We start from the raw sequence: 18694 nt of genomic DNA on the forward strand, positions 1-18694 counted from the left end.
CCGGACCCACGACGCAAAGGCGATCGACGCCGGCATATGGGAGAATGAAACCATGCTCACGAAGGCCCCGGACGGGAAGATCACCGCGCTGCTCGACGAGTTCAACGTCGCATTGTCGTCGGGTGACATCGAACGCGCGATCGCGCTGTTCCAGACCAATTGCTACTGGCGCGATCTGGTCACCTTCACCTGGAACATCAAGACCATGGAAGGCAAGGATCAGATCCGCGACATGCTGAAAGCGCGGCTTGCGGACAGCAAACCGTCGGGATGGCGCATCGCCGATGGCGAAGCCGCGAGCGAGGCCGGCGGCATCATCGAGAGCTGGATCGAATTCGAGACCGATGTCGCGCGCGGCTATGGTCACCTGCGCATGAAGGATGGACGCATCTGGACCTTGCTCACCACCATGGCCGAGCTCAAGGGACATGAGGAGAAGTCCGGCTTCACCCGTCCGCTCGGCGCCAAGCACGGTCATGGCAAGGACCGTAAGAGCTGGCGCGAGGAACGCGACCAGGAAATCACCGAACTGGGTCATGCAAAACAACCCTATGCGCTGATCATCGGCGGTGGGCAGGGCGGAATCGCGCTTGGCGCGCGGCTGCGGCAACTGAACGTGCCGACCATCATCATCGAGAAAAACGAACGCGCCGGCGATTCCTGGCGCAAGCGATACAAGTCGCTCTGCCTGCACGATCCGGTCTGGTACGACCATCTGCCTTATATCGACTTCCCGAAAAACTGGCCGGTGTTCGCGCCGAAGGACAGGATCGGCGACTGGCTGGAGATGTACACGAAGGTGATGGAGCTCAACTACTGGAGCTCGACCACGGCGAAGTCAGCCAAGTATGACGAGAAGGCCGGGGAATGGACCGTCGTGGTCGAGCGCGACGGCAAGGAGATCACGCTCAAGCCGAAGCAGCTCGTGCTGGCGACCGGCATGTCGGGCAAGGCGAACTGGCCCACCTACAAGGGGCAGGACATCTTCAAGGGTGAGCAGCAGCATTCCTCGACCCACCCGGGGCCGGAGAAATATCGCGGCAAGAAGGTGGTGGTGATCGGCTCCAACAACTCCGCCCACGATATTTGCGCGGCGCTATGGGAAGGTGGCGCCGACGTCACCATGGTGCAGCGCTCGTCCACGCATATCGTGAAATCCGACACGCTGATGGATATCGGACTCGGCGCGCTCTATTCGGAGCAGGCGGTGGCGAGCGGGATGACCACGCGCAAGGCCGATTTGATCTTCGCCTCGTTGCCCTACAAGATCATGCATGAATTCCAGATCCCGCTCTACGAGCAGATGCGCGAGCGCGACAAGGATTTCTACGCCGCGCTGGAGAAAGTCGGCTTCATGCATGATTGGGGCGACGACGGCTCCGGCCTGTTCATGAAGTACCTGCGCCGCGGCTCGGGCTATTACATCGACGTCGGCGCCTGCGATCTCGTGATCGACGGTTCGATCAAGCTCAAGAGCGGCAAGGGCGCTGCGGTGCGGGAACTGACCGAAACCGGCGTCAGGTTCGTGGACGGCAGCGAACTCCCCGCCGATCTCGTCGTCTATGCCACCGGCTATGGCTCGATGAACGGTTGGGCCGCCGACCTGATCTCGAAGGACGTCGCCGACAAGGTCGGCAAGGTCTGGGGTCTTGGATCCGAGACCACCAAGGACCCCGGCCCGTGGGAGGGCGAGCAGCGCAACATGTGGAAGCCGACCCAGCAGGAGGCGCTTTGGTTCCACGGCGGCAATCTGCACCAGTCGCGGCATTACTCCCAGTATCTGGCGCTGCAACTAAAGGCGCGGATGGAGGGCATCCCGACCCCGGTCTACGGCTTGCAGAAGGTTCATCACCTGGGCTGATTGACCAGGCGATATCGCGACGGCGGGCGGATCGTGGTGCGATCCGCCCCTCGACAGATCGGATGGAGATCGAACGGTGCCGATAGCCGTCCAGCTTCGGGACGATGCCTGTGAGACAGCCGGCACGGGTTGCCTTCCCGGTTGATCATGATACTGGCCGGTCTGCCGGATTCCCGCAGACCGGCCTCGCCTCAATGATGAGCCGACACGCTCTTCATGCATTGGGACACGAGATCGGCACCGGCAAAGTGGCCCACATCGCCCAGACTGATCATGCCAACCATCCGCTTGCTCTTGTTGATCACAGGCAGTCTGCGGATCTTCAGCGTTTCCATGTGATGTATAGCTTTCGTCAGATCGTCGTCTTCCCGGCAGCAGTGGATGCCTTCAGTCATCACATCCCGCGCCGTGGTACGCGCAGGGTTGAAGTCCTTGCTCGCAAGACCTTTGCAGACGAGGTCGCGATCCGTCACCATCCCGATCAGACGATCGTCTTGCCCGATCGGAATGCAGCCGATGTCGTGCCCTTGCATCAATTTCGCGATTTCGGTGATTGGCGTGTCGGGGCTCACCCAATCGACGCCCTTGTGCATCACGTCCTTGACTTTCATGGAGGACCTCCCGTCCAAGGCAGCACCCCCTCGCTCGCAATTATACAACAGAGCTGGCGCGACTGCATGCGTGCTGCGCCTTAAGGCACGATGAAACCGGGTCGAAGCGTCATCGCGCTCGAGCCCCTTGCTTGAGCATGATCTCCGCGCAAGCGCGTTCCTCCCTTGTCTCGGGGAAGAGCCGCTTCGCACCCCTCCGGATCATGTTCCAGTCGGGGCGCACAGATAGATGGTCCCGCTGTCACGCCGCCTCAGTCATGCGCACTGAAGCTGCCATGCAGGGAACCGGCGGTCAGGCGTGCGAATTGCGCACGACCGAGATGAAGCAACGTCTCATGATCGCCGGCTTCGATATAGATCTCGGGCTGCATCCGGATGCTGTCATCAACGATAACGTCGAGCCCGTAGCAGCTACCGGCGGCGGGAACCGCCCCGTGCGCACAGTCCGTGAACAGCCGATCGATCTCGCCTTCAGCGGCCATGGCGATATCGTCACCGAATCTCGCCCTGAGATCCGCCAGCCTGAGGTGATGCGATGCCGGCAGCACGGCGAGCAGGTACCCGTCGTTGCGGCGCAGCACAATGGCCTTGGCCAAGCGATCGCCCGAGACGTGACAAGCCTGGGCGGTAAGGGCTGACGACATCGTCAGTACGTGCGGGATTTCGTCGTACTCGATGTTTTCTGCAGCGAGATAATTGTGCAGTTTGGGAGAAATGGTCATGGCGTCACCTCCGGTGCGACATGCAACCATCCACCGTGGTCCTGCCCGCCGCACGATGAGCGGCTGCGTGGTTCTCAAGACAGAACATAGGTCTTGTCGCAGGACACTGCAATTCGATCCCTAACGGGGGCGCCGCGCCAAGTTCAAGTTCCGGGCCTTGTCCAGATTGCGGGCCTCGGCCAGCGCCGCCGCGCTCGGCAAGAGGGCCGACGCAAGGTCGGCCTCGGTGAAATCTGCGCCGGCGACATTGGCGTCGGATAGGTCGGCTCCCGCAAGGTCAGCTCTATGGAGGCTGCAGTTCGCCAAATTGGCATTCTGCAGTTGCGCGAATTCGAGATCGGCGCGCGAAAGATTGGCGCCGCTTAGATCCGCATTCCGCAGATCGGCGGATTTGAGCACGCCACGCATCAGGCCCATCGATTGGTTGCGCATATCAGCGCTGAGATCGGCGCCCGCAAGCCTGGCCCCGATCAGGCTGGCACCGGAAAGATCGGCGGTTATCCGAGCGCCGCTCAAATCGGCGCCGCCAAGCTTGGCGCGTTGCATCTGCGTGCCGAGCAGCGATGCCTTGACGAGGGACGCCCCTGACAAATCTGCGTCGATCAGCCAGGCCTGGTTCAAGATAGCCCGATCGAAGCGGGCGCCTTTCAGATTGGTCCGGTTGAGCTTTACGAGATGAAGGTTGCCGCCGGAGAAGTCGAGGCCCGAGAGATCGAGGTGCGACAGTCGCTTTCCATCCAAATCTGCAGTGCGTCCGTCCCCTTGAGGGACCGACTTGAGGAGCGCGTCGACCTCGGCGCGCGTCATCTCCGACGCCGTCATTTCCGGACTGTTGAGGTCGACACTCCGCAGCATGTCCTGCGACACGGCGTCAGTCGGATCAACCAGCAGCGCCGCTATCGACACAAAGGCAAATGCGAGACGAAACGACATCGCCGTCTCTCCGCCGCTCAGAAACCCGGTATTGTCTCTTGTATTCTCCGGGTTGGCCGCGCCGTCAGGTTAGCTGGCCGGCTCCGGCCTATGCCAGAGTATGAAACCGGATATCGATCCTGGCAATGCCAGTGACCCGTCTCAGCCGGAGCAGCACCAGGCGGAGCAAGCCAGGCGCGGAATATGGTCGGGCACCTTCATGCCGCCGGAGGAATGGCGCCGGCTCAACCCGAGGCCTGATCCCGATTGACAGGACGCCGCCAACACCTCGCGATGCGCCACCGAGCCGGTTAACGCAAGGTCAGCCGGCCGCGCTCGTCAACAAGCGCCGGAAAATGAGCCGCGAGAGTGGCGGTGAGCGGCGCGTCCTGCTCGACCACTTGAAACGTCATTCTGCCGAGCCGGTAGCCCGCCCCGAAGGCGGCGGCGAGATTGTCGGGCGAGACCACGACAACGGATTTAGGCTTGCTCGTGTCGGTGAACGTCACCAGCGTCGGATAATCCTTCGGACGCAAGACGCCGGATGGCTTGGCTTTGACGGCCGCGCTCATGGTTCTCGCGTTGTCGCCGGACGGAAGTGGCGGCGCCAGTTCGCGATAACCGAGAACCTGGACGACGATATGCGTCATGCTGCTCAGATAGCTGTAATTTCGATCGTAGTTCGTCGCGAACAGAACCTTTCCGTCGCCAAGATCCACAAATGGGGCTTCGCCGTGCACGGTGAAGCCACCACCCCAGTCGGAACCACCAGCGCCCGGCATCGGGATCAGGAATTCCCGCTCAAGGCGCAATTCCATGACTGAAGAGCCGGACCTCATTCCGCCGGGGGTTTCGACCTCGATGGTCATCCGGTAGCGCAGAGATGCCTGCGGCGTACTGCATCGAACCAACAGCCACGCCAATGCAATGGCCATGACGGCAAGAATGACAGGCCGTTTCAAAAGGACACCTTTGCGCAGCCAGCAATCGGATATTGGCCGTCTTTCGCTTCGCTGATCATTCGGCTGCCACCGGCAACCGCCTTTGCGGCGGATCTGTCAATTCGATACATCCACCCGCACATGTCTGAAGTCGTGCCGTGCAAGATCGGAGCGGGAGATCGAGACGACGAGGTCGCTGACATCGCCGCATCTGAAATGCGTGAGATTGTTGCTCGGAAATTGCAGCAGCATGACCGAGTTCGGCTTGTTTTCGATAAAGTCCGCGCACCAGCCGCGCGGGGCGCCGCCGATCTGGAGCGTGGCTTGCTCGGCGTCGAACACCCAGTCGGTCTCAAGGGGATGCCGGGCGGCCGTGATCACTGCATCGGGATCGTCGGCGTAAAGCTGCTTGGCGATTTCGGAGCGCAACACCCTGTACCCCGTCGACCAGAACTCCGGCAGCGCTTGATCGGCCGCCCGCTCATCGAGCAGCCGATACAGCGCGGTCCACTCGTCAGGCACGAACGCGGCCTCGCTCCGGCGATCGCGAATCTTGTGCATAACCGTCTCCAGCTCTGCGACGAGCGCCTCGGCCTTCTGCTGCCTGTTCCGTGCGATGGCAGGCCTCTGGCCCTCGCTTGCCTCGGCCGTTCCGAACCTGCGCAATTGCTCATGCGCCCAGTCGCGCTCGCTCACCGCGCGCCCGCGGGCGTCTGCCCAGCTGTCGGGCGGCGGCAGCCCGCGACCATGCGCCATCGTCGGCTCGAGCGCCGCGGCGTTGTCGATCCAGAACGCATAATACGGCCTGCGAACCTGGCGAACCCGCGCCGCATAGGCTTCCCAGTCCTGCGGAAACTTCTCCCTGTATTCCAGCCAGCCGACGAGATCGGCTGAAACGCCCCTGTCGGGCGACGGCATCCGCACGTCGGCCTGAAGATCCCGTTCAAGGTCCTGAATGAGCCGAACCAGCCCGGCATATCTGCGCCCTTGCTCGGTGTCGGGCGGAAACAGAGGCGCTTTCGATTTCACCCAGATCGGCGCCAGAAAACCCTCGCCATTGGCGAGCTCGATTTCCGACTTGTCGAGCGCCGCGACGAAGCTGCTGCCACGCTGCAAGGTGATCTCGTCGTGCAGCTCCCTGATGCGCAAGACCAGTTCGGCGTGGGACAGCCAGCCTTGCAACGAGAATGGCTGCTCCGCTTCGGAACGTACCAATGCCTCGCGCAGCCGTTCCGCTGTTTCAGCGAGTTGCTCGAACGCAGTCACCAGTTCCTTGCGCGGCGGCTTGAGCCGCGCTTCCTGCTGCCGCGCCGCGTCGGTCAGACGCGCCGCCCACGCCCTCGATTGGGCAAGCGCCTCCTGCACGAGCAGTTCGAGCGTTCTCCAATCGATCGGCTGAAGCTCCCACGATGCGATGGCGAAAACTGCATCGGCAGAAGGATTGCGCCGCAGCCGGTTTGGAACGCAGCTTTCGCCGTCGACGGGATGCACGAAGTCGAGCGGCCATTTGGGCGGCGGTGCCAGCAGCCCGTCATACTTGTCATCGACCCAATACAGACCCGTGGCGCTCTTCTGCCAGGCGCGTTCGTTGCGACGTTGCGGTCCGAGCGTCGGTTGATGGATCACCTTCACGTCGATACGGCCGGACACGGCTGCGAAAAATGCCAGCCATCCCGTCCTCGGACCGACGCCGCCCCACAGGCTGGGCGGCAAGTATGCGCAATTGATCTGGCAAAGAAACTGATACGGCTGGCCGTCCCTGCTGGGCCATTGGAAGGGATCGGGAAGCTTTGGATTGCCGCCGATCCAGCCGATCTCGGCTGCCGCCGGACGAGCCGGAATCGCAGCGCGCAGCCAGACTGCATTCCGGTCATGCGCGGCCGGATCCTCATCCGAGGCCTTGGCAAGCATTTCCAGATTGTACGTTAGGAACTTGGCAATAAAGTCCTTCATCGCGCGCCGATCCTCAACCTGGGCCAGACTATCGGCGTCGATTCAGGATTGCGCCATCCAAATTCTGTATCTTGGAAAGCGAGTTCTTAATTCCCGCGAACGGGCGCGCTTGATCTGGTAAAGGCCAGTACTGTGCTACGCGCCATTTCGCCGCACGTTGGGCGGCGCGCCGCTCACATCGACGATCGCACGAACGTCCGTCCAAAGTCGCCGAACGCGCCCTCGGCGGCGAATCTCCCGAGCCGATCGTCGCTCCAGCCGAGCCATTCCGCAAACACCTCGCTTGTGTGTTCGCCGAGCATCGGCGGCGGCGTGGACGGCGCCGGCGGTTCGTCGCCGAATCGCGTCGGCCTCGCGATGAACTTCACATCTCCCGCCGCCGGATGGCTGATGGTCTGGACCATTCCGCGCTGCGTGAGTTGAGGCGTTTCGCAGACCTCGCCGACCGACTTGATCGCGCCGCACGGAATGCCTGCCACCCCGAGCACCTGCAGCCAGTCGGCGCGGCTTCGCCGGGCAAAGATCGGCGAAAGGATCGCGACGAGCTCGTTGCGGCTCGCCGCGCGCTTGGGAGCGGTTGCGAAGCGGACGTCTTCGCGCAGCTCCGGACGGCCGACGACGCCGCAAAACGCCGCCCAGAACTTGTCGTTCGCGACCCCGACATTGATCCAGCCGTCACTCGCCTCGAACGGTTCATACGGGCTGATGGTCGGATGGACATTGCCGCGGCGCTTCGGGCTTTGTCCCGAGGCGAAGTACATGCCGGCGTTGAACGTCAGCAGCGATGCCATGGCGTCGAGCATGGAGACGTCGACGCGGCCGCCCTCGCCGGTGCGGTTCTTCCGCATCAGGGCGGCCAGCACCGAATGCGACGCATAGAGGCCCGTGACGAGGTCGGCGATCGACGTTCCGACCTTGGTCGGCGGTCCGTCCGGATCGCCGGTGATGTCCATCACGCCGGATTCGCCCTGTAGGATCAGATCATAGCCGGGGCGCGCGGCGTCGGCGCCGGTGCGACCGAATCCCGAGATGCTGCACAGGATGATGTCGCCCTTGCGGGCCCTCAGCGCGTCGAAGCCGAGCCCCCATTTGTCCAGGGTACCCGGGCGGAAGTTCTCGATGACGACATCTGCGACGGATGCAAGATCGAGCACCGCGTCGCGCCCGGCCGGCGACTTCAGATCGATGGCGCAACTTCGCTTGTTGCGGTTCACCGACAGGAAGTACGCACTCTCGCCGCCGATGAACGGCGGCCCGTAACGGCGGCTCTCGTCGCCCTGTCGCGGATCCTCGATCTTGACGATGTCGGCGCCGAGATCGCCGAGCTGCATCGTGGCAAACGGGCCGGACACCACCCGGCAGAGGTCGAGGACCCTGATGCCCGACAGCGGCTCGCGATCAGACGATCGCATCGGCGAGGTCCTTCATCGACGGCACCAGGATGTCGGGCTGATGCGGCGTGATGCCGAACGGGCGGCTGCGCCGATCGATGAAGGCCGTCCGCATGCCGGCGGACTTGGCGCCGATGCAGTCGAAGGCATGATTAGCCACGAACAGCACCTGCGCGGGCTTCACGCCCATGATCTCGGCCGCTCTCGTATAGGTCGCGACATGCGGCTTGAACGAATTGGCCTCGGCCACCGAGATCACGCGATCGAACGGGACCTTGTGGTACTGCTTCGCGGTCTCGAGCATGTCCGGATCGCCGTTCGAGAGCACGACGAGCTTATACTTGCGTTGCAGCCGCGCGAGCGCGTCCGGCACCTCCGGAAACGGCACCAGCTTCTCGATCTCGCCCACGAGGTAGCGCACATCGTCCATCGTGTAGTCGATCTTCGCGCGGTCCATGACGTGGGCAACCGCGCGGTGCCCGATCTCGCGATAGGGCGTGTGCTCGCGATGCAGCAGCGCATCGATCATCGAGTTCTCGAAATGGGTGCGACGCCACCACGTGACGAACGAATTCGGATCGCCCTTCCAGCCTTTCTTCTCGAGGAACGGCGCCGCGATCCTGGTCAGGCCGCCCTGCATGTCGACGACCGTGCCGTACTGGTCGAACATGCAGATCTTCACGTCGCGCTTGATCATCTCAAAGCTCATTGATGCCTCCTTGGTCCTGATCGATTGATACGCGCTGCACCATCATGGATGAAATGGATTTGTTATCTCTCGTCATTCACGATATGAATGATAGATGAACCTTCGATCCATCGACCTCAATCTGCTCGTCGCGCTGGACGCACTGCTGGCCGAGCGTCACGTCACCAAGGCGGCAGACCGCGTCGGCCTCAGCCAACCGGCGATGAGCAATGCGCTCAACCGGTTGCGCGCGATGTTCAAGGACGAGCTCCTGGTGCGGACCACGACCGGGATGAAGCCGACGCCCCGCGCCACCGAACTGGCGGAGCCGCTGCGCCAGGTTCTGCGTCAGGTCGAGCGCGTGATGGCGAGCGACGCCGGCTTCGATCCAGACCGGACCGAACGCACCTTCACTATTAGGATGTCGGACATTCTCGCATGCCTGCTGCTGCCGCGGCTCGCCGCAACGCGGCCGCCGGAGGGCCGAATTTCCTACAACACGATCCATCTGCCGCCCGCCCTGACGATCGATGCGCTGGAGCGGGACGAGATCGACGTCGCGGTGAGCATGGGGCTCGAGCATTCCGCATCGATCCGTTCCGAGACGCTGCTGCGCGACCGCATGGTCTGCCTGATGCGACGCGGACACCAGATCAGGCGCGCACGGCTGACCTTCGAGCGCTTCATCGCGCAGGAGCACATGAAGGTCTCGATGAGCCCGACCGATCTTCGCTTCGTCGACGACGTGCTCGCCGAACGCGGCCACCGAAGACGCATCGCCCTGAACGTGCCGCATTGGCTGGTCGTGCCTCACGTCTTGAAGAAGACCGATCTGCTCGCGGTGATGCCGAGGCACCTCGCGACCGTGCTGATGGACGATGATCTGAGGATGGAGGAACTGCCGTTCGAATCCGCGCCGTTCGACTGGATGTTATACTGGCACCGCAGATACGATCAGAGCAATGCGAACGGCTGGCTCCGCGACCGGATCAGGGCGGCGTGCTCCGATCTGAACTAGACGCCGAGGTCCGCCGGCCTCCGCGCCATCGACGAGCGCTCTCCCGCCTCGGCGTCCGTGACCGCCGACGCGTCCTCCAGAGATCGTCCCTTGGTCTCGAAACCGAACATGAGGAAGACCACGGCCTGGAAGACGAGGATGCCGGCCAGGGTCGTCAGCACGCCGGTTAGCCCCTGCCAGGCAAAGATCGCAACCACGACGTATTGAACCAGCGCGGTCGCGATGCGTCCGGACGTGGCGCAGATCGCCGTGCCGCGAAGCCGATACCGCGTCGGGAACAGTTCGGGGACGTGCATCGCGAACCCGGTCGCCAGCATGACGTAGATTGCGGTGATGAGCAGGAAGCCCACGCCCGCGAGCGCAACACCGTCCGGCATGTATGGATAGGCGATACCGAGCGCCGCTGCCGCAATCGACGAGCAGACGATCGACAGCCTGCGTCCGAGCCGGTCCGCCAGCACGAGCCCGATCAGCGATCCGACCGGGCCGCCCAGCGCCATCACCGTGGTGTAGCCCAGCGACGAAACCACGCTGTGGCCGCCCTTGACCATGAAGGTCGGCAGCCAGCCGATGAACCCGTAGAGGCTGAAGCCGACGACGATGTGCAACAGGCTGCCGAGCAGCGTGCGCGCGAGATAGGGCGGCTGGAACAGACGCCAGACCGCGCCCGGAGACTCCTGCACCGGCGCGCGGGCAGCGACAGCAGGCAATATCGCCTTGCGCGCGGCCTCGGCTTCGATCGCCGACAGGATCTTCTCGGCTTCATCGGCGCGTCCGTTGGCGGCGAGCCAGCGCGGCGATTCCGGCATCGACTTGCGCAGAATCCAGACGACCATCGCAAGACAACCGACAAGGCCGAACATGTAGCGCCATCCAAGCGTCGGGATCACCCACAGGCCGACCATCGACGAGACGAACAACGAGAAATTGGTGATCACGGCCAGCAGCCCGATCCAGCGCCCACGCGAGGAAGCCGGCACGAATTCCGTCAAGGTCGCGTAGCCGACCACGATCTCCGCGCCGAGGCCAATGCCGATGATAAAACGCAGGCCGATCAGTACGATCATGTTCGGCGCGAAGGCCGCGGCGATCGAGGCGAGGCCAAAGATCGCGAGGTTCATCTGGTAGGAGAAGCGGCGGCCGAAGCGGTCGCCGAGGATACCGGAGAACCACGCGCCGATCGTCATCCCGACAAAAGTCGCGGAGACGAATGCGGCGTTGAGCTCGAGCGTCGACCATCCTTCCTTGAGCACGGCGCCCAGCACGCCGCCGGCCAGATAGATATCGAACGCATCGAGGAACATGCCGGCGCCGATCAGGGCCAGGATGCGCCAGTGGAATCCGCAGATCGGTAGCCTGTCGAGGCGCGCGCCCGCGTTGATGTCGATGTCGGCGGATCGCGCCATGCCAAACCTCCCTGCCCGGCCTTTGGCAGCCGGATGCTCCGGGCACCGATTGATGACGCGCAGGGGGTCGTCGTCCAATTCAAATCGAAAATTCGACTATTTGGCGCAATGATGAAGCTGACGAGACCGCATGATTGCGTTCCATCCTGACACCGAGCTGACTTGCATTCGCGGTCGTTAACGATCCCGCCGTCGCGCGATCTCGAAATCACGGTGTCAGCACAAACATTCACAACGGGTTCATGTCGCCGCCACTATTCGACTCCAACGCTGGGGGAAGAAGATTGGAGTATGTGCCATGCGCCGCATCGCCGGACTGCCTTTCGCCCTGGCTCTCAGCCTCTGCTGTCTTTCACCACCACACGCTGCGCGCGCGCAGCTTGCCATCGGCATCACCGTCAATGCGGCGCCGCCGCCATTGCCGGTCTATGTTCAGCCGCCGATCCCCGCACCCGGCTACATCTGGACTCCGGGCTATTGGGCATGGAGCGACGACACCGGTTACTACTGGGTGCCCGGCACATGGGTGCTTCCGCCGGCGCCTGAATTGCTGTGGACACCCGGCTATTGGGGCTGGAGCGACGGCGCCTACGCCTTCCACGCCGGATATTGGGGCGCGACCGTCGGCTTCTACGGCGGCATCTCTTATGGCTTCGGCTACACCGGCGTCGGCTATGAGGGCGGCTACTGGCGCGGCGGCAGCTTCTTCTACAACAGCTCCGTCAACAACATCTCGAACGTCTCGGTCACCAACGTCTACAACAAGACCGTCGTCAACAACACGACCAACGTCAGCTACAACGGCGGCACCGGCGGCACCACGGTGAAGCCGACGCCGCAGCAGCTCGCGGTCCAGGGCGCGCACCACGTGGCCGCGACCGGCGAGCAGGCGCGACACGCGGAAGCGGCGATGAAGAATCCGGCGCTGACGCTCGCCAACAACCATGGTCATCCGGCGGTCGCCGCGACCGCGCACGCAGCACGGTTCAGCGGTGCCGGCGTGGTGGCCGCGCGCCCAGGCAAGCCGATCGCGGCGCCGCCGCCCCGACATGCGCAACCCACGGCCGCACACGCCTTGCCAACGGGACATGCACGCCCGACGGGGAATGCTCCGCCGCCAGGACACGCCCTGCCGACAGCAAGCGCTTCGCCGGCCGGACACGCTCTACCGACGGGGAACGCTTTGCCGCCGGCACACGCCTTGCCGCCGGGACACGCCTTGCCGACTGCGCATGCTCTCCCCGGCGCCGGCGCACATCCCGCACCCGCGCCGCACGTCGCTCCGCCGGCGTCAAGACCGCAGCTCGTGCAGCATGCACCGCCGCAGCCACGCGCGGCCGCGCATCCACCGGCACCGCGCGTCGCGCAAGCGGTTGTGCATCGGCCCGCGCCATCGCATGTGTCACGACCGGCGCCACGGCCGCATCCTGCTGCGAGGCCGCGTCCGGCGCCACACCAACACTCTTGATCGGGTTCATCGGCGTGCCTGCAAGGGCACGCCGATGTCGTATGAGACCCCATCGCGGGCACCACGGCCCGCGATGCAATCATCAATCCCTGACTTTTGGACACGAAGCGCGTCGTCAAACCAGCGCGTCAGCCGCGCACCTGATCCCGTCGTAGATCTCCTCGAGATCCGCCTCCGTGACGCAGTAGGGCGGCATGACGTATATCGTGTTGCCGAGCGGCCGCAGCAGCAGGTTGCGGCGTTCGAAGAAGGCCTGAAGCTTTGGGCCGATGCCGGCGAGATAGCCCGCATCGCTTGCCTTCAGATCAAGTGCGGTGATGGTCCCGGTGCGGCGGACGTTCTCGAAGCGCGCGTCGGCGCGGAACGGTGCGATCAGCCGCTCCTGCATCGCAGCCACCGCGGCTGTGCGCGCGCCCGCGCCGTGTTGCCAGAGCTCGAGGTTTGCTTTTGCAGCGGCGCAGGCGATCGGATTCGCCGTGTAGGAGCTAGAGTGGAAGAAGGTGCGCGAACGATCGCTGGAATAATGCGCGTCGTAGATCTCCGCCCGGCACAGCGTCACCGCGAGCGGCAGCGAACCGCCGGTGAGGCCCTTCGAATAGCAAGCGATGTCCGGCGCGATGTCGGCCTGCTCGCACGCGAACAATGTGCCGGTGCGGCCCCAGCCGGTCATGACCTCGTCGGCGATGAACAACACGCCAGCGGCTTCGCAGATCCGCTTCATTTCCTTCAGCACCCAGGGCGGATACATCAGCATGCCGCCCGCGCCCAGGATCAGCGGTTCGACAATGAACGCTGCCGCGGATTCCTTCCTGCACGCGGCTTCGAGCGCGTCGAGCGTCGTCTGTTCATAGCCAGGCGCCGGAAACGGGATCGACGCGACGTCGAACAGCAGCGGCTCGTAAGCCCTGTTGAAGACGCCGCGCGCGCCGACCGACATCGTCCCGACCGTGTCGCCATGGTAGGAATTTTCCATCACGATGATCTGCGTGCGCGTCGCGCCGATATTGTGCCAGTAGCCGAGCGCCATCTTCAGCGCCACCTCGACGCTGGTCGAGCCAGAGTCGGAGAAGAACACGTAATCGAGCCCGTCGGGCGCCAGCTTCAACAGCTGCGCGGCGACCTGCTCGGCCGGATCGTGGGTATGGCCCGCGAAGATGATCTGGTTGAGCTGCTCCGCCTGGTCCTGGATCGCGCGCACGATGTGCGGATGGCAATGGCCGTGGGTCACGACCCACCAGGATGCGATCGCATCGATGATGCGGCGATCATCAGCGGTGTAGAGATAGGCGCCCTCCCCACGCACGATCCTCGTCATCTCGCCGTGCAGCGCGTGCTGGGTGAACGGGTGCCAGATCGGCGACTTCCGAGCGGATGTCATGGATTGAAATCTTCCCGCCGGAACGACGCCTTGAACGCTGCCTGCAGCGTGTCTGCCGCAAGCGGAGCAAGCCAGGGCAACCGGCCTAGCCGGCGCACCTGCCCGATCTCGCAGATCGCGCGCTCGCTCTCGGGATTGCTCTCGCCGATGAATGCGATCCCGTGAATGTCGATCCCGCGCGTGCGCAGCGCCTCGACCGACAACAGCGAGTGATTGATGGTGCCGAGCGCGGTGCGGGCGCACAGCACGACCGGAAGGTGCCATCGCGCGAAGATATCGATATAGAGCGTGTTGCCGTCGAGCGGCACCATCAGCCCGCCGGCGCCCTCGATCACCAGCGGACGGTCCCCGGCATCGGGCACGCCGAGCGCGGCAGCGTCGATGCGCACGCCGTCGAGTGCGGCAGACTGATGCGGCGAAGCCGGCGTTCGAAGCCGGTAACGCTCCTGCACGATGCGATCCGCCGGGAGCCCGCCAAGCCGTGCGACCAGTTGCGCATCGGTTTCCTCCTCGAGGCCGGCCTGAACCGGTTTCCAGTAGCGCGCGCCGAGGAAACCGGCGAGGCCCGCGGCGAACACCGTCTTCCCGATCCCGGTATCGGTGCCGGTGACAACGATGCGGCTCGTCATCGCGACCAGCCTTTCGTCTCCTCGACCAGCGCATCGAGCAGCGCGCGCACGTCGTCCTCGTCGACATTAAGGGTCAACGCAATCCGCAACCGGGCAGAGCCTGCCGGCACGGTCGGCGGCCTGATGCCTCTGATATCGAAGCCGCGCGCCTGCAGCGCAGACGCCAGCTGCATCGCACGCGCATTGTCGCCGACGATATAGGGCACGATCTGCGAGCGCGACGAGCTGCGCCAACCGCGCAGGTCGAGCTCGCGATGCGTGAACGCGACCAGTTTTGCCAGGCGCTGCTGATGCCCGGGCTCCTGCTGCAGGATCAGCAGCGCCTCGCGCACGGCAACGGCCACAAGCGGCGACGGCGCGGTGGCGAAGATGAACGGGCGGCAACGATTGACCATGAAGTCGCGCAGCACGGTCGAAGCCGTGACCAGCGCGCCGGCGGCGCCCAGCGCCTTGCCGCAGGTATGAACGATCACGAGGTTCTCGCGCCCCTCATAGGACGCCGTCAGCCCGCGCCCCTGCTCGCCATAGACGCCGGTGCCGTGCGCCTCGTCCACCATCAGGAACGCGTCGTGCTGGTCCGCGATGGCGACGAGGTCGTCGAGCGGTGCGACGTCGCCATCCATGCTGTAGACGCTTTCGACCACGATCCAGACCCGGCCCGTGCCGCCCTCCGCGCGCCAGCCGCGAATGGTGTCTTCGACCGACCCGGAATCATTGTGTGCGCTGATCCGGAATTCGGCCCGTCCGGCGCGCGCGCCTTCATGGATGCTGGCGTGCACGAGAGAATCGAGCACCAGGAGGTCGCCGCGCTGCGGTAGCGTCGTCAGCACGGCGAAATTGGCGACATAGCCGCCACCGAAGAACAACGCCGTCTCGGCTCCAAAGAACGCGGCGGCTTCGGCCTCTAGCCGTTCGTGCTCCTCGCAATTACCGCGCAGCAGCCGCGACCCACCGGCGCCGATCGGTGTGCCGGCCTCGAGCGCGGCCGAGACCGCATTCTTGATGCGCGGCGCGTTCGCGAGCGCCAGATAGTCGTTCGAGACGAAATCGATGCCCGCGCGCGGCTTGAGACCGCGCAGCCGATCGTCCTTGCTCAGGGCGTGCAAGGCCGCGGCGTAATCGGCGACCTTGGTCGCATGGATTGCGCTCATGCTTCTCTCTCAGATTTGTAGTTGGTCGCGCGGCGAATCCTGCCGCGCGCGTGCCGGAGGTGCGCTCAGGCGAGGGCGGAATTGATACCGAGCCGGTCCAGCAAATCGGCGTCGCGATCGCGCTGCGGGTTCCTGGTGGTCAGCAGCACATCGCCGATGAAGATCGAATTCGCGCCGGCAAGGAAGCACATCGCCTGCAGCTCGTCGGTCATGTATTGCCGTCCGGCCGACAGCCGCACCACGCTCTTCGGCATCATGATCCGCGCGGCGGCGACCAGACGCACCAGCGCGATCGGATCGGGCCGTTCCGCGGTGTCGTTGACCGGCACGCCCTTGACCTCGTTCCACAGATTGATCGGCACGCTCTCCGGATGGCTGGGGAGATTGGCAAGCAGCATCAGCATGCCGAGCCGATCATCGACCTGTTCACCCATGCCGATAATGCCGCCGCAGCAGACCTTGATGCCGGCGTCGCGCACATGCGCGAGCGTATCGATGCGATCCTGCAGGGTGCGGGTAGTGATGATCTTGTCGTAGAACTCGGGCGAGGTGTCGACGTTGTGGTTGTAGAAATCGAGCCCGGCGTCGGAGAGACGCTCGGCCTGCTTTGGCGTCAGCATGCCGAGCGTGACGCAGGTTTCCATGCCGAGGCCCTTCACCGCGCTGACCATGTCGCAGACCTGATCGAGATCGCGGTCCTTCGGGCTGCGCCAGGCCGCGGCCATGCAGAAGCGGGTTGCGCCGGCGTCCTTGGCACGCTGCGCGACCGCGACCACTTCGTCCCGAGGCATCAGGCGGGTGGCTTTCAGGCCGGTGTCGTAATGCGCGCTCTGCGAGCAGTAGCCGCAGTCTTCCGGGCAGCCGCCGGTCTTGATGCTGAGCAGGCTCGCGGTTTCGACGTGGTTCGGATTGAAGTTGGCGCGATGCACGCCTTGCGCCTGAAACATCAGGTCCGCGAACGGCAGGTTATAGAGTGCTTCAGCCTCGGCACGCTCCCAGGTCTTGCGGGGCGCTGCGCTGGTGCGGCTGTCGGTCCGTTCGATCTCCACGACATCAACCATAGAGCTTGCCTTCTCGTTTGCTATGGATCATAGATAATCTGACATATTATCTATGATAGTTGGACTTAGAACGATGCTAGCCGAGCCTGGACGAACGCGCACCCGTTTTTACGATAGATAATCTATGGCGAACGAAGGTGAGAACACGACCACCGCGGGGCGCATCGCCGAGGCGATCGGCGAGCGCATCATCAGCGGCGAGTTGCTGCCGGACGCGCCGCTGCGACAGGACCATGTCGCGCGCGAATTCCACTCGAGCCACGTCCCGGTGCGCGAGGCCTTCAGGCAATTGGAGGCGCAGCACCTCGTCGTTGCGGTGCCCCGTCGCGGGGTGCGGGTCGCGCCGCTCGACACCAGATCGGTGAAGGAGATCGCCGAGATGCGCGCCGCGCTCGAAGTGGTCGCGTTGCGCAACGCCGCCCCCCGGCTCACATCGGCCCATCTGGCACGGATCGAACTCGCCATGATCGAAGGCGACAATGCCGAGACGGTGCAGGATTTCGAGATGGCCAATCGCGCCTTTCATCATGCGCTGGTGGCGCCGTGCGCGATGCCGCGGCTGCTTGCCAGCCTCGACGGCCTACAGCTTGCGAATTCGCGACTGGTGTTCGCGATGGCGCGCAACGCCGGCTGGCGGCCGCGGCCGAGCCAGGATCATCGCGTGATCCTGCAGGCGCTGCGCGCACGCAACATCGAACAGGCCTGCAGCCTGCTGGCGCGGCATATTCAGACCATCGAGCGGCTTGCCCTGCCGGCGGCGTGATCAAGCGCGATTGGCTTCAGCGGAATCGGTCCAGAGGAGGATTTGCTGCACCTCTCCCGCTTGCGGGGGAGGTCGCATCGCATTGAAAATGCGATGCGGGTGGGGGCTCTCTCCACGATACGACTCGCGGAGAGAGCCCCCACCCCAGCCCTCCCCCGCAAGCGGGAGAGGGAGCAGGCCGTCTTTGCGGCCGATATCTAATCCCATCGCTCTCTAAGCGATCGCGACGATCTCCAGCTCCTGATCGCCCGAGCCCGCGACGTCGCCCAGGGCTTTGCCCATAAGCGACCTCGCCACCGGCGAGACAAAGGAAATCGAGCCTGCCTTTGGATCGGCTTCGTCCTCGCCGACAATGCGATAGGTGTGCACCCGCCCATCGGCGCGGCTAAACGTCACCGTGCTGCCGAAGGCAACGGTTTCGGTGGAAGCAGGGTCAGGCACGACCTGCGCGGTGCGGAGCCGCTCCGTGAGATAGCGCACGTCGCGCAACGGAACCGCCGACTGCCGCCGCCGTTCGTTGACGTCGTCCAGCTGTTGCGCGGCCTCAAAGGCCTCGCGCGCCGCCTGGAACTCACGCTCCAGCGCCTTGCGTCCTGCTTCGGTCACCAGGTTGGGATGCGGCGAAATGGGACGATCCGGCAATAGCGTTTCAGACGCGGTCTCAGCACTTTCTTCCTTGGTGAAGGCAACGCTCAATCCAGAACTCCATCGATGAGCCAGCAGCATAGACCCGCCCCACGC

17 protein-coding genes are annotated in these 18694 nt (G+C 64.2%); 4 read left to right on the top strand and 13 right to left on the bottom strand.

Annotated features, from left to right (window positions below):
• Positions 1–52 precede the first annotated feature (52 nt).
• On the top strand, positions 53–1861 hold the full coding sequence (locus QA635_RS41310) for an NAD(P)/FAD-dependent oxidoreductase (protein ID WP_283065901.1): 1809 nt from the start codon (positions 53–55) through the stop codon (positions 1859–1861).
• Positions 1862–2052: 191 nt separating this feature from the next.
• On the opposite strand, the gene QA635_RS41315 is transcribed toward QA635_RS41310, so the two are convergent.
• The 7 genes from QA635_RS41315 to QA635_RS41345 all read right to left on the bottom strand — a co-directional run bounded on the left by QA635_RS41315 (position 2053) and on the right by QA635_RS41345 (position 9100).
• On the bottom strand, positions 2053–2472 hold the full coding sequence (locus QA635_RS41315) for a CBS domain-containing protein (protein ID WP_092089937.1): 420 nt from the start codon (positions 2470–2472) through the stop codon (positions 2053–2055).
• A 251-nt stretch (positions 2473–2723) separates the two neighbouring features.
• A complete protein-coding gene (locus tag QA635_RS41320) occupies positions 2724–3194 on the bottom strand; it encodes an aminoacyl-tRNA deacylase (protein ID WP_176937234.1) in 471 nt (156 codons plus the stop codon).
• Between the two features lie 120 nt (positions 3195–3314).
• The gene (locus tag QA635_RS41325; RefSeq protein ID WP_283065905.1) at positions 3315–4127 is read right to left on the bottom strand and encodes a pentapeptide repeat-containing protein; all 813 of its coding nucleotides are present in this window, start codon (positions 4125–4127) and stop codon (positions 3315–3317) included.
• A 290-nt stretch (positions 4128–4417) separates the two neighbouring features.
• Positions 4418–5068, bottom strand: a complete 651-nt coding sequence (locus QA635_RS41330; RefSeq protein WP_283065907.1) for a hypothetical protein — start codon at positions 5066–5068, stop codon at positions 4418–4420.
• Positions 5069–5164: 96 nt separating this feature from the next.
• A complete protein-coding gene (locus QA635_RS41335) occupies positions 5165–7000 on the bottom strand; it encodes a DUF1963 domain-containing protein (RefSeq protein ID WP_283065909.1) in 1836 nt (611 codons plus the stop codon).
• Between the two features lie 173 nt (positions 7001–7173).
• The gene (locus QA635_RS41340; RefSeq protein WP_283065911.1) at positions 7174–8412 is read right to left on the bottom strand and encodes a CaiB/BaiF CoA transferase family protein; all 1239 of its coding nucleotides are present in this window, start codon (positions 8410–8412) and stop codon (positions 7174–7176) included.
• Positions 8399–9100, bottom strand: coding sequence for a haloacid dehalogenase type II (locus QA635_RS41345; protein ID WP_283065913.1), 702 nt, complete (start codon positions 9098–9100; stop codon positions 8399–8401). The genes QA635_RS41340 and QA635_RS41345 overlap by 14 nt, the downstream gene beginning before the upstream one ends.
• 94 nt (positions 9101–9194) lie before the next feature.
• On the opposite strand from QA635_RS41345, the gene QA635_RS41350 reads away from it, so the two are divergent.
• Positions 9195–10097: a LysR family transcriptional regulator gene (locus QA635_RS41350; protein WP_283065915.1), complete on the top strand. Its 903-nt coding sequence runs from the start codon at positions 9195–9197 to the stop codon at positions 10095–10097.
• Here QA635_RS41350 and QA635_RS41355 read toward each other — a convergent pair.
• Positions 10094–11503, bottom strand: a complete 1410-nt coding sequence (locus QA635_RS41355; RefSeq protein WP_283065917.1) for an MFS transporter — start codon at positions 11501–11503, stop codon at positions 10094–10096. The two genes, QA635_RS41350 and QA635_RS41355, sit on opposite strands and share 4 nt — an antisense overlap.
• Before the next feature lie 298 nt (positions 11504–11801).
• On the opposite strand from QA635_RS41355, the gene QA635_RS41360 reads away from it, so the two are divergent.
• Positions 11802–12971: a YXWGXW repeat-containing protein gene (locus QA635_RS41360; protein ID WP_283065919.1), complete on the top strand. Its 1170-nt coding sequence runs from the start codon at positions 11802–11804 to the stop codon at positions 12969–12971.
• Positions 12972–13086: 115 nt separating this feature from the next.
• Here the strand turns inward: QA635_RS41360 and QA635_RS41365 are convergent, their stop codons facing one another.
• The 4 genes from QA635_RS41365 to bioB form a co-directional block, all read right to left on the bottom strand.
• A complete protein-coding gene (locus tag QA635_RS41365) occupies positions 13087–14349 on the bottom strand; it encodes an adenosylmethionine--8-amino-7-oxononanoate transaminase (RefSeq protein WP_283065921.1) in 1263 nt (420 codons plus the stop codon).
• Positions 14346–14978, bottom strand: a complete 633-nt coding sequence (gene bioD / locus QA635_RS41370) for a dethiobiotin synthase (protein ID WP_283065923.1) — start codon at positions 14976–14978, stop codon at positions 14346–14348. The genes QA635_RS41365 and bioD overlap by 4 nt, the downstream gene beginning before the upstream one ends.
• A complete protein-coding gene (locus QA635_RS41375) occupies positions 14975–16129 on the bottom strand; it encodes an 8-amino-7-oxononanoate synthase (protein WP_283065925.1) in 1155 nt (384 codons plus the stop codon). The genes bioD and QA635_RS41375 overlap by 4 nt, the downstream gene beginning before the upstream one ends.
• Before the next feature lie 65 nt (positions 16130–16194).
• Entirely contained in the window at positions 16195–17190 is a 996-nt protein-coding gene (gene bioB / locus QA635_RS41380; protein WP_283065927.1) for a biotin synthase BioB, read from the bottom strand.
• Between the two features lie 124 nt (positions 17191–17314).
• Between bioB and QA635_RS41385 the strand changes: the two genes are divergently transcribed.
• Positions 17315–17953 (top strand): GntR family transcriptional regulator, encoded by a 639-nt coding sequence (locus tag QA635_RS41385; protein ID WP_283065929.1) that lies wholly within the window; start codon positions 17315–17317, stop codon positions 17951–17953.
• 213 nt (positions 17954–18166) lie between these two features.
• On the opposite strand, the gene greA is transcribed toward QA635_RS41385, so the two are convergent.
• Positions 18167–18649 carry a transcription elongation factor GreA gene (gene greA, locus QA635_RS41390; RefSeq protein ID WP_283065931.1) on the bottom strand — a complete coding sequence of 161 codons (483 nt, stop codon included), beginning with the start codon at positions 18647–18649 and terminating at the stop codon, positions 18167–18169.
• Positions 18650–18694 lie beyond the last annotated feature (45 nt).

It is taken from the genome of Bradyrhizobium brasilense (assembly GCF_029714345.1).
Classification (GTDB): Bacteria; Pseudomonadota; Alphaproteobacteria; order Rhizobiales; family Xanthobacteraceae; genus Bradyrhizobium; species Bradyrhizobium australafricanum.